The sequence below is a fragment of the Rhizobium sp. WSM4643 genome (assembly GCF_025152745.1).
GTDB lineage: Bacteria > Pseudomonadota > Alphaproteobacteria > Rhizobiales > Rhizobiaceae > Rhizobium > Rhizobium leguminosarum_I.
On the sequence record NZ_CP104042.1, the window covers coordinates 472,175 to 486,139 of the forward strand.

Annotated in this window: 14 protein-coding genes; 7 read left to right on the forward strand and 7 right to left on the reverse strand. The window is 58.7% G+C overall.

Features of this window, described 5'->3' with window-relative positions:
• Positions 1-42: 42 nt before the first annotated feature.
• The 7 genes from N1937_RS29160 to N1937_RS29190 all read left to right on the forward strand — a co-directional run bounded on the left by N1937_RS29160 (position 43) and on the right by N1937_RS29190 (position 8,027).
• A complete protein-coding gene (locus N1937_RS29160; protein WP_260059940.1) occupies positions 43-1,371 on the forward strand; it encodes a tetratricopeptide repeat protein in 1,329 nt (442 codons plus the stop codon).
• A 27-nt stretch (positions 1,372-1,398) separates the two neighbouring features.
• Positions 1,399-1,881, forward strand: coding sequence for a hypothetical protein (locus N1937_RS29165; RefSeq protein ID WP_260059941.1), 483 nt, complete (start codon positions 1,399-1,401; stop codon positions 1,879-1,881).
• 89 nt (positions 1,882-1,970) lie between these two features.
• Entirely contained in the window at positions 1,971-3,599 is a 1,629-nt protein-coding gene (locus N1937_RS29170; RefSeq protein WP_260059942.1) for a thiamine pyrophosphate-binding protein, read from the forward strand.
• Positions 3,571-4,728: an OpgC family protein gene (locus N1937_RS29175; RefSeq protein WP_260059943.1), complete on the forward strand. Its 1,158-nt coding sequence runs from the start codon at positions 3,571-3,573 to the stop codon at positions 4,726-4,728. The genes N1937_RS29170 and N1937_RS29175 overlap by 29 nt, the downstream gene beginning before the upstream one ends.
• A 7-nt stretch (positions 4,729-4,735) precedes the next feature.
• Complete coding sequence (locus N1937_RS29180; protein WP_260059944.1) at positions 4,736-5,983, forward strand: CaiB/BaiF CoA transferase family protein; 1,248 nt, start codon at positions 4,736-4,738, stop codon at positions 5,981-5,983.
• A 771-nt stretch (positions 5,984-6,754) separates the two neighbouring features.
• A complete protein-coding gene (locus N1937_RS29185; RefSeq protein WP_260059945.1) occupies positions 6,755-7,303 on the forward strand; it encodes a VOC family protein in 549 nt (182 codons plus the stop codon).
• A gap of 97 nt (positions 7,304-7,400) precedes the next feature.
• Complete coding sequence (locus N1937_RS29190) at positions 7,401-8,027, forward strand: isochorismatase family protein (RefSeq protein ID WP_260059946.1); 627 nt, start codon at positions 7,401-7,403, stop codon at positions 8,025-8,027.
• Between the two features lie 528 nt (positions 8,028-8,555).
• Here the strand turns inward: N1937_RS29190 and N1937_RS29195 are convergent.
• The 7 genes from N1937_RS29195 to N1937_RS29225 form a co-directional block, all read right to left on the reverse strand.
• Positions 8,556-9,167 carry a DsbA family protein gene (locus tag N1937_RS29195; RefSeq protein ID WP_260059947.1) on the reverse strand — a complete coding sequence of 204 codons (612 nt, stop codon included), beginning with the start codon at positions 9,165-9,167 and terminating at the stop codon, positions 8,556-8,558.
• Between the two features lie 36 nt (positions 9,168-9,203).
• Positions 9,204-11,030: a protein-disulfide reductase DsbD gene (gene dsbD / locus N1937_RS29200; RefSeq protein WP_260059948.1), complete on the reverse strand. Its 1,827-nt coding sequence runs from the start codon at positions 11,028-11,030 to the stop codon at positions 9,204-9,206.
• A gap of 21 nt (positions 11,031-11,051) precedes the next feature.
• Positions 11,052-11,366 carry a hypothetical protein gene (locus N1937_RS29205; RefSeq protein WP_260059949.1) on the reverse strand — a complete coding sequence of 105 codons (315 nt, stop codon included), beginning with the start codon at positions 11,364-11,366 and terminating at the stop codon, positions 11,052-11,054.
• Positions 11,363-11,827, reverse strand: a complete 465-nt coding sequence (locus N1937_RS29210) for a YHS domain-containing (seleno)protein (protein WP_260059951.1) — start codon at positions 11,825-11,827, stop codon at positions 11,363-11,365. Before N1937_RS29210 ends, N1937_RS29205 begins: the two co-directional genes overlap by 4 nt.
• A 101-nt stretch (positions 11,828-11,928) precedes the next feature.
• A complete protein-coding gene (locus tag N1937_RS29215; RefSeq protein WP_260059952.1) occupies positions 11,929-12,474 on the reverse strand; it encodes a hypothetical protein in 546 nt (181 codons plus the stop codon).
• A gap of 131 nt (positions 12,475-12,605) precedes the next feature.
• Positions 12,606-13,415 (reverse strand): alpha/beta hydrolase family esterase, encoded by an 810-nt coding sequence (locus N1937_RS29220; protein WP_260059954.1) that lies wholly within the window; start codon positions 13,413-13,415, stop codon positions 12,606-12,608.
• A gap of 310 nt (positions 13,416-13,725) precedes the next feature.
• On the reverse strand, positions 13,726-13,860 hold the full coding sequence (locus N1937_RS29225) for a hypothetical protein (RefSeq protein ID WP_260059955.1): 135 nt from the start codon (positions 13,858-13,860) through the stop codon (positions 13,726-13,728).
• Positions 13,861-13,965 lie beyond the last annotated feature (105 nt).

Sequence of the window (13,965 nt, forward strand, 5' to 3'; positions counted from 1 at the left end):
GGAGCCATCGACATGAAGGTCTCTCGCCAAGGAGCAAAGTAGATGAAACGCGATGCATATGGTCTTGTGACGAGCACGGACAGCAACGACGCGCAACGAGCATTCGAGGGCGCAGTCTTGGGTGTGGCGACCCATCGCCCGAACACAGGTCCAGCGCTGCAGATGACGATTGCGGCCGATCCGCATCACGTTGCCGGTCACGCATTGAAGGGCTTTGCGAACCTGATCCTGGCGCGCTCGGAAACGGTGACGCCTGCCGCTGACGCGTTGAAAGATGCGCGCGTGGCATTGGCCGCGAGAAGCGGCGGAACGGGTGATGAGCGCCTTCTCGTCAAGGCGCTTGAGGCCGCTGTCGACGGCTCCTTCTCCCGGGCTGCGGACCTCCTCGACTACGGTTTCGAAGATCGCCCAACTGTTTTCCTGCCGTTCAAGATCTCGCAAGCCCTGCGCTTCATGCTGGGCGATGCTGGCGGCATGTTAAGCGCGAGCACGAGAGCAGTCGGGAGCCTCGACCTCAAAAGCAGTGGCGCCGGCTTTATTCTCGGCTGCCATGCCTTCTCACTGGAAGAACATGGCCGTTATCAGGAGGCGCTCGACGTCGGGCAACGCGCCGTGGCGCTGCAGCCGGACGATTCCTGGGGGCTTCATGCGGTCTCCCATGTCTTCGAGATGCGTGGCGACACGAAAGAGGGCATCGATTGGCTCGAAGGAAGCCGGAAGGCCTGGTCGCGCTGCAACAACTTCTCGTTCCACATGGCCTGGCATCTGGCTCTCCTGCATCTGGAGCGCGGTGATCATGATCGTGTCCTGCAAATCTATGATGACGAGGTACGGCCTCAGCAGACCGACGATTTCCGCGACATGGCCAACGCCGTTTCGCTTCTCTGGCGCATGCAGCAATCCGGGATCCATGTTGGTGGCCGCTGGATGGATGCCGCTGAAATCGCCAATCGGCGCAAAGCGGATACAACGCTGATCTTCGCGGCTCTGCACAACCTTGCGGCCATGGTTGCGATTGATGATCGCAACGGCGTCGCAGAACTCGTCGCTCAGATCGATGCCAAAGCACTTGACATCGATGATCAGGCGCGCGTGGCAGCCGAAATCGGCGTACCGATGGCGCGCGTATTGGCCGGGCTCGATGCGCCCGCCGACCAGCGAATGATCGACCGCATGGTCGCAAACCTGCCGAAGATCGGCGGCAGCAACGCCCAGCGTGACTTTTTCGTGCTCGCCCTGGCCAAGGCCGTCGGACGCAGCGGCGACAATGCTGCGGTGTCGCGCATCGGCCAGATCCGCCAACGCCTAAAGGCAGACGATCGCCTCTTTCAGTCCATCGAGCAGTCCGTCGGCGTCAGCCTTTCGGCCTGAAAACTTCCCGCAAAAAGGAGAAATGTCATGACTATGATGGAAATGCAAAAGCCAGCAATTTTCCCGGAGATCCAGCCGAGCCTGGCGCGCACGATCGTGCTGGCGGGCCTCGCAGCGGACATCACCTGGGAGATCTGGGCGCGTGTCATCACTCCGCTTTTTGCCGGGGGACCGCTGGAGCCTGCAGCTCTCGTACAATCAGTCTTCGGCTTTAACAACCTACTCGCCGCCGAAGCAATTCACGCCATCGTCGGCATTATCTTCTATCCGATCGGCTATCTGTTCGTCGCCCGGCCGTTGCAGCGACTGATCTTTCCGAACCTGCCGCTGGTCCTCACTGGTATCGGGTTTGGAACAGGCCTGTGGGTCTTCGCTCTTTACGTGATGGCCCATCTTTTCGCCGGGTTGCCGCCATTTCTCGGCTTCATCACCCTGACCTGGGCCTCGCTCATCGGTCATATTCTGTTCGGCACCGTCGTCGCATTCGTCGTCCGGTTGGCGGAACGCTGAAGGTGTCGTGGAGGAGACCTGCCCGGTCATACCATCCGCCGGGCAGGTTTCTCGTTTTTGAATAACCTCTACAAGGTGGCTCGTTTGTAATGCCTCAATCCAGAAGCCCGGATCGCGTTGCCGATATCGTTGCCAAAACCCTTCGGATACACAAAGTGCGTCATGCCTTTGGTGTGCCTGGTGGTGAGGTTGTCACACTGATCGATGCTTTGCAGGCCGCGGGAATAACCTTCAACCTCACGCGCCACGAGACGTCTGCTGCCATCATGGCAGCCGGCGCCAGCACCATTAGTGGCAACCCCGAACTTCTGGTGACAACGGTCGGCCCGGGACTTGCCAATGCAGTCAACGGAATTGCTGACTCCGTTCAGGAGCGTGTTCCCCTGATCGTTGTCTCTGGCATCGTCGATCGTGCCACCCGGGCTCGCTATACGCATCAGGTGATCGACCACGCCCAACTCCTGCGCCCACTCGTCAAGGCTTCTTTTGAAGTGGAGCCGGAAAGTGCGGCCTCCACTGTGGCGCGCGCCCTGGCAATCGCAACGTCGGAGCCCATGGGACCGGTGCATCTGGATCTTTCGCCCGCCGTTGCCGCAAGCTTGAGCCCAAGCGCATTCATTCCCAAAGCGCCAAAGCGGTTTATCACCCCTGCCTCCGTCACGGATCCCGGCGTTCGCCTCCTTGCTGAGCGAATTCGCGCAGCTGAGCGGCCTTTACTCCTTGTCGGTCTTGAAACTGCACGCAATCAGGCCGGCCCTGCCCTGCGACATTTGGCCGAGACCATCGGAGCGCCTGTTATCACAACTTATAAGGCGAAGGGCATCATTCCCGAGGACCACCCCCTGTCTCTTGGCGCCGCCGGCCTATCGCCGCTTGCGGACAAAATCCTTCTTCCTCTGATCGAGAACGCGGATCTTGTGCTTGCCTTCGGCTACGACCCGATCGAAATGCGGCTCGGCTGGCTGGATTTCGTGACCGACCAGACGAAGCTCGTCGACATTTCCGGGGCTCTTGTCGATCATGCCATGCATCACGCCGGCACATGGATCTCGGCAGACACCAAAAGTATATTACAAGCGCTCAACGGCTCACTCGTCGAGCGCAAGAGCTGGGCAACGGGTGAGCCGGCTGCCGCGAAAGCCGAACTCGATCGCGTCTTTTCGACCAGGGACGCATGGGGGCCGCACGCCATTGTGGATGACCTGAATGAAGCAGCCGGGACCGACGGTCTGGTCACGGTCGACAGCGGCGCCCACCGCATTCTTCTCTCGCAGAAATGGCGCGCACTAAAGCCCCTGTCGCTCCTGCAGTCGGCCGGCTTCTGCACGATGAATGCAGCATTGCCGCTGGCTATCGGTGCCAAGGTGGCAGATCCCGCACGACGGGTTTTCGCCGTAATGGGTGATGGTGGCCTGGAGATGGGCATCGGCGAGCTTGCAACCCTTCGCGATCTAGGCCTGCCGCTAACCATCGTCCTGTTTCAGGACCGCAGCCTCGCGCTGATCGCGATGAAACAGGCATCCGCCGGCCTCGCTCCAGCGGGCGTCGCTCTGGGTGAAACAGATTTTGCTGCCGTCGCCAAAGGGTTTGGTGGCTATGGTGTGAATGTGGAGACAATCGATGACTTCCGTACCGAGCTTGAGGGTGCCGCCCGTCGGCCAGGCTTCAGCCTCATTGCCTGCAGGTTCGATGCCAGCGCCTACGACGGCGCCTTCTGATCCCGATCAGGCGACAGCTCCGGCTGGCGCGAAGGTCAAGCGTGCTCGTGATCCGCGACTCGACTTTTTTCGTGGCGTCGGCATGCTGATCATCTTGCTTGCCCATATACCGGACGACGGCTGGGCGCTCTGGATTCCGGCCCGCTTCGGGTTTTCCGACGCCACGGAGATGTTCGTGTTTCAGTCGGGCATGGCCTCGGCTATTGCATTCGGATCGACCTATGACCGCAGCGGTGCCATTGCGTTGATTGCCCGCGTGGCGCAGCGCATCTGGCAGATCTTCTGGGCGCATATTGCGGTCTTTATCGTTGTTTCAGCGATTATGGTGGTCGCCGGAACGCGCTATGATGGTGTCACCTATGTCGACAGCCTGAACCTCGTACCGTTCATGAAGGATCCCGGCCACCTGCTGGGAGGATTGCTGACGTTGACCTATGTGCCGAATTATTTCGACATCCTGCCGATGTACGTCGTCATCCTGGCGCTGATGCCGGTGATGATCTTGGCGTCGAAACTGCACCACGCCCTGCCGATATTCCTGATGACCGTCCTGTGGCTTGCTACGCAGTTTGACCTGACGCATCTGCCAGCCGAGCCATGGTCGGACCGCCCCTGGTTCTTCGACCCATTTGGCTGGCAGTTTCTGTTCTTTACCGGCTTTTTCCTGATGCGCGGTCACCTGTCGGCGCCCGGCTATGACCGCCGCCTTATGGCGTTGGCGATTCTTGTGGTCATCGTGACGGTGCCCTTTGCATGGGTTCGTTTCCAGGAGATTCACCCCTTCTTCGAGATGGCCGCCGCGCGGATCGCTCCGCTGACCGACAAAAGCGATTTCGGCATCTTGCGCTTCGTTCATTTCATGGCGCTCTGCTACATCGCCGTCCATCTCGTCGGCGAAAATGGCTCACGGCTACGCGGCCCGCTCGTCCGGATCCTGACGGTCGTGGGCCAGCAATCGCTCGCGGTCTTCATCACCGGCATGGTCATCGCCCAGCCGATCGGCATCGCGCTCGATCATGCCGGCCGCACGACAGGCGCGGAGGTGATCGGCAACCTCTTCGGGTTCGCGACCTTAATTGGTACCGCCTATCTCGTTCGCTGGTTCAAAACGTCACCTTGGAAATCGTGAGGCATCGATGTCCACTCATCAGAAAGCCGCCAGCCTTGAGGGTCTGCGCGTTCTCGATCTTTCACGTATCCTTGCCGGGCCGACGGCAACGCAGCTTCTTGCTGATCTCGGTGCTGACGTCATCAAGGCCGAACGGCCGGGCGCCGGCGACGATACCCGCAGCTGGGGCCCACCCTTCGTCCCGAGCGCCGACGGGAGCGACAGCGATCTCAGCGCCTATTTCCTTTCGGCCAACCGCAACAAGCGATCGATCGCTATCGATCTTGCGAGCGACGAGGGGGCGACCCTTGTCAAACGCCTGGCAGCAATTTCCGATGTCGTCGTCGAAAACTACAAGCCGGGCGATCTCGCCCGCCGCGGCCTCAGCTACGACGATATTAAGAAGGTCAAGCCGGATATCGTCTGGTGCGCGATCTCCGGCTTCGGCCAGACGGGGCCTTATGCCGACCGCACCGGCTATGATTTCCTGATCCAGGCAATGGGCGGGATCATGAGCATTACCGGTGATAGCGACGCGAACGGCGGTCGCCCCGTGAAGGTCGGTCTCGGGATCGCCGATGTCATGTGCGGCATGTATGCGACCGTCGGCATCTTAGCTGCGCTGCGGCACCGTGACCGGACCGGCGAGGGCCAGTACATTGATCTCGCGCTCTACGACGCGCAGGTTGCGTGGTTAATCAATGCGGCGACGAACCATCTGGTCTCCGGCAAGGTACCCGGGCGGATCGGCAACCGGCATCCCAACATTGCGCCCTATCAGACCTTCAAAACGGCCGACGGAGATATCGCGATTGCGGTCGGGAACGATCAGCAATTCGCCCGTTTCTGCCAGGCCATCGGCACATCCGAACTTATCAACGACGGGCGCTTCGCGCGCAACCGCGACAGGGTCGTCAACATTGACGCGCTGGACCAGCTTGTGAGCGATGCCCTGCGGGCCGACACGGCGGAGAACTGGGAGCAGCGGCTCATCGCAGCCGAAATACCCGCAGGTCGGGTAGCGACGATCGACCAGGTGCTCTCAGATCCGCATACGGTGGCGCGCGAGATGGTCGTAGAAATGGAAACGAACGACGCGCAGCCGCTAAGGCTTCTGGGCAACCCTCTCAATATGTCGGTGACACCGGTACGCTTGGATCGCGCTCCGCCACATGTCGACCAAGATCGTGAAGACGTCCTCGCGCTTTTAGAGGATCTTGAAAAGGAGCGGCCGCCTGAAGGGGTGCACAACAGGTTTGAGGTGGATGGGCGTTGAGCGTAGATGTCGAACGCGCCCGCTGTCCGACGACGGCACACCAGGTGGCACAAACAGTTCGCATCCCAATGGATCTTATGGTCGCTTGCCGCCCCAGCATCAGGCTGCTTGAGGGGCCGAAACCGAGGTTGCGAATTCATCAGGGACTGATGCCTTACCGACGCCCCGTTTACCGCGCCCAACAGCTCTATAAGATGCCACGGAACCAGACTCGGCACGTCTGGCCACACTGTAACAATTGCATTCAGATCGACGCAGTGCCGATGGAGCGAGTTCGGTGACTAGATCGCGCTGATTGAACATGAAATCTAGAATGAGAATGTCTACAGTCTTCGCTTCGGCTAGAAGCGAAATGCGTAGAGTTGCGGGACGATTGCTGGACTTGGCGCAGTGTAGGGATGCGGTTCCTCAAGGAGACAAGCGCCTCTTAAGAGGAAGCGCGTCTTAACAGCCGGCCGCCTCGCGTAAATCGCTCGAACACCCGCTGCCTACGGCTTTTGGAATTCCGGCCCAGAGCAACAAGCCGCGGACGGGATCCGCCTTCCACCTGTGGAATGAAAATGCCCGTCAGTCGGGCGTACCTTGGCAATGCGACAAAAAATATTTTTGAATGTAACAAGGCGGCAAACTTACACGTACTCCCGGAAGAAAATCTGTCAGGGGCAGCTGATAGTGAATGTGGGTCTACGTTTGCTCGGTTGCCACACTGGATGACCGATACCACTGCTGGCGCGGAATCCGCCATCGTCACTACAACACCAAGGGAAGAGAATGGATAAACGAGAAGCATCTGCAACCTCCGCTGAGGAAATCGCTGCCACAAATGCCGCGAAGCCTCTTCATCTGTTCTACGGGTGTGGTCTGCACCACATCAATGTACGGGTCCGCGATATGGACAAATCGATCTTGTTTTACGAACAAGCTTTCGACTTTCGGCTCGTGTTTCGTTGGGACGGCGTCGAGGCAGTCCAGGACGGCAACATATACTTCCATAACCCGTTGCAGGGAGCACATCTTGCAATGGCTGATGGACAAGTCCTCGAACTGATCCCGGCACCAGAGCAGGCAATCCCCCCAGACCCACGGTCATCGAGCTTCCACCATCTCGGCCTGCGTGTATCCGATCTCGAAGAAACCTACGCGCGGGCATTGGCAGTCGGCGCAACACCGTTACCGATAAAGGACGGCGCAGGCGGGGTGTGGAATGGCGTCACGGAAATCAAACTAAAAGCCCGCCATCCATTCGAGCGTTCATTCGTTGTTCGCGCCGCGCATGTGCAGGGCCCTGATCACGAAATCATCGAATTGTTCGAAGCATGACGGGTTACCAGGGTCGTAACCTTCGGGAACTTTTCGAAGAGCACTTCACGGTCGCATGGATGGCCAAAGCGACAAGCTTGAACGGTGAGAATTTAAAATGAACAGAGCTGACTTCAGTGATATTCAAATCTTGCTCGTTGAGATGCAGCCGCCGATAGTTGCTTCTTCCGCCACACAGTCTGCCGCGGCGATAGGGGATGCAGCATCGGCTCTTATGCGGATCGCAGATGCTTTAGCGATCCCCGTCACAGCCTCTGTCGTGCCTTTGGGCGAAGAAGCGCCGACCCTGATCGAAGAACTCGGCTCAATCAGCTTCCTCGTCCGACGGACGATAAGCGTCTTGAAGGATCAAGCATGCTGCAATTGCCTGGCGAACAAGCGGCGCAGCGTGATAGCTTTGGCGGGTGTGTCAAGCGAAATTGCGATCCTACACACGGCGCTGGATGCGAGACGTGCCGGCTACGAGGTATCAGTCCTGGTTGATTGCTGCGGCGGCCTGAGTAGCCGTACCGAGACAACCGCACTTGAGCAGATGCGCGCAGCGGGCGTCGTAGTGACCAATCTATCCAGTTTCTTCACAGGTGTCGTGGGCGACATGGGCTCCCGCGAAGGTGGTCTCGTGATGGGTGCGCTTGCAGAGCTATGGTCCTGGAACGTGGCACGCGGTGACGAGGTTGCAGGGCCGTCACGGAGAGCCAAGCAGCCTGCAACGTCTTACGAATAGAGCGATGAACCGGTGGTCTTCCCGATGTGCACCCGCGGACGAACCGTGTCATGCTCCTCGTGCAACACCCTGCTGCGATTTGGACATTGAATGCATGCCAAAGGCATGCGCGGTTGGTAACCGCGCATGTTAGGCGGAGCTAAGCTCCGACGCCGTCATCTAATCCGTTGTCGGACTCCCCATGGGCCTTCTCCAAAGCTTGCCGAGCAACCGAGGAAAGTCGTGAGACTAAGACTTTCTGCCTTGCTGCGGCCATCCCATCCAGAAAGCCTATCTAACGCTCCAAAACATTCCAGTCCGTCCGCTGAGAAGGCGCTGTTCCACTTCGACAGGGAAGAACGACGCCACCGCGTGATGTTGATCGACCTGTGGACCGTGCCCATCACGCCAGACAGAGCCGGGGCGTGACGGATGTCAGCAATTTAATCTCGCCCGCTCTGGCGCCTCCTCAAGATGACAAGCTCAAGAACACTGAAAAGTTCGATGGGAAAGCCGACGACGCTTGTGAAGCTTATTGCGCGCGGCGGATCAGGCGGCTCGCGCCTGCTTGATCAAGTCGCGTATGCCGTCCTTGCTCAGCATGCCGGAAGAGGTAGCTCTTCCGATGACGAAAGACGGTGTTCCAGCAAAATTAAAGGCCGTTGCCTGATTGTAGTTTCTGGTGAGCAGATTGGAAATCTTCTTTTCGTTCCGACGGACTGCTTCGGCGACCTTCGAGAGATCGAGCCCGGCCGATGTCAGAAGCCTTTTGACATCGTCTTGGCTGAGCGAGGCAGGCGTTGCCATCAATGCTTCCATCGCCTGTCTGTAGGCGCCAAGTTCGTTTGCGCCGAGCACCGCTTGCGACGCGAACACTGAAACGTCGCCGAACACAGGCCAGTCCTTCATGATCAGCCGGACATTGCCATCCTCAGTAACGACCGATTCCACGTCCGGGTGGCTTTTCTTGCAATAGGGGCACTGATAGTCGAAAAACTCGACGATGGTCACGTCACCCTTGGGGTTGCCGAGAACGGGAGCATCCGGGTCGCGGAAGACTTCGTCCTCCGTCAACTGCTGGGCAAAACCAAGCCGGGGAGCCAATACGGCAGCAACGACGCCGCCGGCGGCGATCGAAAGGAATTGTCTGCGAATAAACATCTCGGTATCCCATTACTGAATATTCTCGGCAGGGGCTTACGCACCGTTTCTCGTGGCTGCAGCCGCTTCCAGGACGTCATCGGTGCCGAACTCTCCGACCAGCCGTTTCCCGGTCTGCCGGCGATCGGACGGCAAGAAAATCATAGTCGGCGGTCCCACCACATTGAGCTCGCGCATGAGCTCACGTTGTTCAGGGCTGATATGGGTGAGATCGACCTTGAACGTCTTCAGAGGCGCTAGCGCATTGGCGACATCGGGGCTGGAGAAGACGTTTCGATCGATCGAGCGGCAACTCACGCACCAATCGGCGGTGAAATAGACAAGGCTCGCCCTACCAGTCGAACGCGCCGCATCGAGCTGAGCAGTCAGTTGGGGCATTGAGGAGAGCACGGCCATCTGGTCCTCTGGATTGACCCGGGCGGCTGTTCGCACGCTGGCAAACCCATTAAGCGGACGCACGGAATCGATGGAACCGCTGGCAAGGCCGACAACGAGTATCACTGAATAGACGGCCGCGAGAAGCCCAAGCGACTGTAGACCCATGCGCACGGGCGTTGTGCGGCCGTTCGTGACGTTGAAAGCATCCAAGAAGACGGCGATCGCCATTGCCCAGACAGCCCACAGGCCAAGTGGCAGCCATTGTGGGATCACCGGCTCCGCCATCCAGATCGCGAAGGCGAAGAACACGAAGCCGAATACATGTTTGACCGAGGTCATCCACGCGCCGGCGCGCGGTAAGGCCTGAGAGCCGACCGTCCCGAAAATCACCAGCGGAACGCCCTTGCCGAGGCCGAGCGTAAACAGCAAAGCTGCCCCAAGAGCGATATCTCCGGTGCGAGCGACATAAAGCAGCGCGCCCGCAAGTGGGGCCGTTACGCAGGGGCCGATGATGAAGGCCGAGGAAAATCCAAGTACAGCAGCCGATCCAACCGACCCGCCCCGCCGCCTATCCGGTCGGCTGAGACGCGCCACCCACGCCGAAGGTAGCTGCAGCTCGAACAGACCGAACATCGACAACGCAAGGAGGGCAAATATGAGTGCAACTGCAGCGACCGTGATCGGCGATTGCAGGGCGATCTGCAAATTCTCACCTGTCCAGGCAGCGGCCGCCCCAAAGATCGCAAAGGCTGAAGCGAGCCCTATCGCATAACTCCCCGACAGGATGAATCCGCGCCGCGCATTGAGCTTCTCCCCTTCGCGCGCAAGCGTGGCTGCCAGGATCGGGTACAGCGGAAAAACGCACGGGGTGAAGGCTAAGAGAATGCCAAAGCCAACGAAGGCGCTAAGAAGGAGCGGAACGCCGCCACGCGACAGAAAGCCGCCAACGATATCTTCCTCATTTGCCGAAGCCACGATCGATGTAAGCTGTGTGGATCCTTGCGTTCCCGTCGCACTGCCGGTCGTTGCCGTATCGGACCATGCCGATTGTCCGCCCGCTGGAGGTGAAAACACCGGCTGTTCGGACACTGCAAGCGTTGTCGGATCGATGATCCGCCTGGCTGGCGGATAGCAGAGACCATGGTCCTGACACCCCTGGTATGTGATGGTCACCGAAGAACCGACGGGACCAAGCTCGGCTTCCGCGCGATCAAAATAGACCTCAGATTTTCCGAAATTCGGATCGATCTTGTCCGTCCCGGGAAATGTAATTAGCGGGACTGAAGAGCCGTCTACGGTCTTGGCCGAAAGATATTGGCGGTAGAGATAATATCCTGGCGGCATCTGCCAGCGCAGGTGGATAGATCCCGATGGCGTGCGATCCACGGAAAACTTGAAAGCGTCATTCATCGCCAGCGGTGTCTCAGTTGCGAGCGCCGGGCTGACGCCAAAAATACATAGGAAGATAATGACCAGGAGACGCATTTTTATTAACCCGCCAAGCCTCTAGGCGACATGCCGCGCCGGCTGGCTTACGTAGTCGGCCATCGCGCGAAGCAAGCCATCTGCGTCTTCAGGTTCGGCGTCCAGAAGATCGGCGAGAGCCGCAATCACCTCCCTCCTGTTCCAGCCCATCGCTGCCGCTCGATCAATCAGGCTGTTGAGATCGGTGACAATCGCTCTTTGACAATCGCGAAGTCGGTTGGGGTGGCTGTGGGAGATACGAGGTGCAGAAATCATGGCTTGGGACCTTAAGAGGGGCGTCGAGGTTTCGCCCGCCCACAACTGCGGACGGGCGGGCTTGATGAGGATGCCAATCATGGAGCAGGCTGTCCCCTCACTGCGTCCCAATTGGCGTTTGCTTTTCTGATGTAGCCGCCAATATCTGAGCGCCAGGTCTTCGCGACGTCGTCGTTGTAGTTGAGATAGAGCTTGTCATGGACGACGGTGAAGGCCTGGGGCTGGGTGGGCGCCTTGTGCCCCTCGGCGGTTCCGAAGGCGCAGTACCCGCCATATTGCGGGGCGTAGTGTCCCGGGTCCTTCGCGAAGGTATCGCGGTGCGCTGCGGACGCGAAGTAGAAGGTGGCACCCTTGTAGGAAGTCGAAAATTCCCGGGTTCCCTTTACCGGCTTATGGTCGGTGAAATAGGCAACAGCATCGTAGCCGTTGATGGCAACACCGTTCGTTGCGTAGATCTCATCGGCGAACGCGATCGAGGCCGAAGAAAACGCAAGAAGGGCTGCGGCCGCGAGCGGCACGATACGCGGGATGAACAGGGTCATGATCTTTCCTTTGCAGTTGAGACGAACGCACCCTGTTCGAAGGCAAAAGGCGAAATGTTACAGCTTGCAGCGTTCACGAAGTCGTGCTTGCCGCTGACAGCCTATTGCGAGCACATCGCAAGAGCGACCTGAGCCCGAAGCTGCTGGATCTCCCGGTCCTTTTCGGCCGATTCACGCAGCAACTGATCGAAACGTGCATCGTTTGCCCGAGAGATTTCCCAGAATGTTACCTTGAAGATCATCGGGGTAGTGGAAGCCGGGTTGTGGATGCTGGCAGGCTCCTGCGGCGACCGGTTCTCCGCCGTTGCCCTCCCCCAAACCTTGAGCGTGCAGTCGCCGCCGACATCGATACGAACGACAGCTTCGACTGTCGCGTCCGCACGGCCTGCGGCATGGCGATATGCAGTCGTTCCGACATGAACCCGCAGCGTCGAAGCATCGATGACGTGCGGCAGCAACGCGCCAGCCGTTTCAACTTCGAAGACAATGCCTGGACGAACCTGGGAGAAATCGATCCGAAGCTCCCGTTCGGACTGTAACAGGTGCGCGATGCTCGGTGTGATCACCTGCCCCCAAACGGCCGCGCCTTCGCCAAAGTGGTGGATGATGGCGTGGCCCATGCTGGGACATACGACGGAATGCAGCATGATAAGTTCCTTTATAACCCGGGACCGAACGTTCGGCCAATCTCGCCAAGGCTGAACACCTCGCTGTTGACTAGTTCGCAGGATGCCTGTCGGTTGTTACAAGAAGCTTCAGCTAATTTTCGGGACAAGGATCATCTTGGAAAGCCGACTGCCGTCAGGCCGGCGTCGAGCATATCTGCACGGGCCTCGTGGCCGCCGTTGTGGATGCACATGATGCTGTCGCCCCGGATACAGCCGGGAACATCGTTGCATTTGATGTCATCAAGCGTAATTGTCTTCGCATGCTCTATATCGCATCTGGCGCGCGAACGCAGGATCGCCACGCTGTCAAAGGCGTTGCCCTGATGAAAACGGCCCCTAAGAGAGCGTCCCTCCAAAGGAAATGTCTGGTCGGCGGTTCCATGGAAATGGATCATCGGCGGAAGGTCTGCAACACAGTCCTGGGCCTCTGGAAGTGGATCCCAGAAGACACCGGAAAAGGTGAGCATGGCTGCCGCCTTTTCGCCTTGCTGACAAGCCGTGTACCATGCCATCGAGGCGCCGATGGAAAATCCTCCGATAATAGTTTTTTCGGCCGTGAAGCCGTAGCGTTTCCGCAGGTCCTCAAGAACATCGGCAATGAATGCCTTTTCGTCTCGTCCAGGACGGACGCTGTTTGGGAATGACCAACTCCCATCGGTACCGTCAACCGCCACAAAGGCGAGATGATGAGATATGGTCGTATCGACGAGGGGGCGTTGTTGCATTTGCAGCTCGGCGGAACTTTTGTAGCCGTGAAAAAAGACGTAGGCGCCCCGAACATCGCCGCCTTTTGGCAACTCGATCCTATAATCGCCGCCCTTCACGGGACAGGCAATGGAGCCGCCGCAAGGAACCCCAGCGAACGAGGGGCCCGACATCGCCGCCAGTACAGAATACGAAAATAGAAAGGCTCTAATCACGAGGGACCTCATCAACACTGGACTGATTAAAGGCGTCGAGCCTCGGGCCAAGGCAGGTAATTTCCTCTGGCATCAAATTTCCGAGAGGATGCGGTACCAAGAATTTGAACGACTACCATCCTGAATTCACTTTGGGCCTTTGGTTCCGATGCGGCTTCCGACTTGGGTGTGTAAAATGCCGCCACTATGCCCGATAAAGTCTGTTAGTACACGGTCAACGTGTCAGTGGAGATCGCTCTTCCGCCTAGCGTGGCAAAGGTCGTGGCCTTCCTATGGTGGTCTAAGAAGATCGTGCCTCTCCCGAGATCCATTAGTTTTCGCGCCCTTCGGCTTCTTTTGTAGGAGGAAGGGCGCGGAGATATTCCGTCTTGGAGCGGCGGTCGGCTTCTTTGTGACGGATCGTGCGCACCGCGCTGTCGTTGAGGCGGTTGGTGTCAGCCTTCACGTATGAACCCGCTGTCACCAACCTTATCTGGCATCAAGCACCTCCGACATCCTGCCCGAGCTGATCGCGTAAAACTGCGTGAGGAACGTGAAACAGATCGACGCT

Coding starts and splice junctions, on each gene's coding strand:
- N1937_RS29160 (WP_260059940.1), top strand. CDS start 43: ATGAAACGCGATGCATATGGTCTTGTGACGAGCACGGACAGCAACGAC.
- N1937_RS29165 (WP_260059941.1), top strand. CDS start 1,399: ATGACTATGATGGAAATGCAAAAGCCAGCAATTTTCCCGGAGATCCAG.
- N1937_RS29170 (WP_260059942.1), top strand. CDS start 1,971: ATGCCTCAATCCAGAAGCCCGGATCGCGTTGCCGATATCGTTGCCAAA.
- N1937_RS29175 (WP_260059943.1), top strand. CDS start 3,571: ATGCCAGCGCCTACGACGGCGCCTTCTGATCCCGATCAGGCGACAGCT.
- N1937_RS29180 (WP_260059944.1), top strand. CDS start 4,736: ATGTCCACTCATCAGAAAGCCGCCAGCCTTGAGGGTCTGCGCGTTCTC.
- N1937_RS29185 (WP_260059945.1), top strand. CDS start 6,755: ATGGATAAACGAGAAGCATCTGCAACCTCCGCTGAGGAAATCGCTGCC.
- N1937_RS29190 (WP_260059946.1), top strand. CDS start 7,401: ATGAACAGAGCTGACTTCAGTGATATTCAAATCTTGCTCGTTGAGATG.
- N1937_RS29195 (WP_260059947.1), bottom strand. CDS start 9,167: ATGTTTATTCGCAGACAATTCCTTTCGATCGCCGCCGGCGGCGTCGTT.
- dsbD (WP_260059948.1), bottom strand. CDS start 11,030: ATGCGTCTCCTGGTCATTATCTTCCTATGTATTTTTGGCGTCAGCCCG.
- N1937_RS29205 (WP_260059949.1), bottom strand. CDS start 11,366: ATGATTGGCATCCTCATCAAGCCCGCCCGTCCGCAGTTGTGGGCGGGC.
- N1937_RS29210 (WP_260059951.1), bottom strand. CDS start 11,827: ATGACCCTGTTCATCCCGCGTATCGTGCCGCTCGCGGCCGCAGCCCTT.
- N1937_RS29215 (WP_260059952.1), bottom strand. CDS start 12,474: ATGCTGCATTCCGTCGTATGTCCCAGCATGGGCCACGCCATCATCCAC.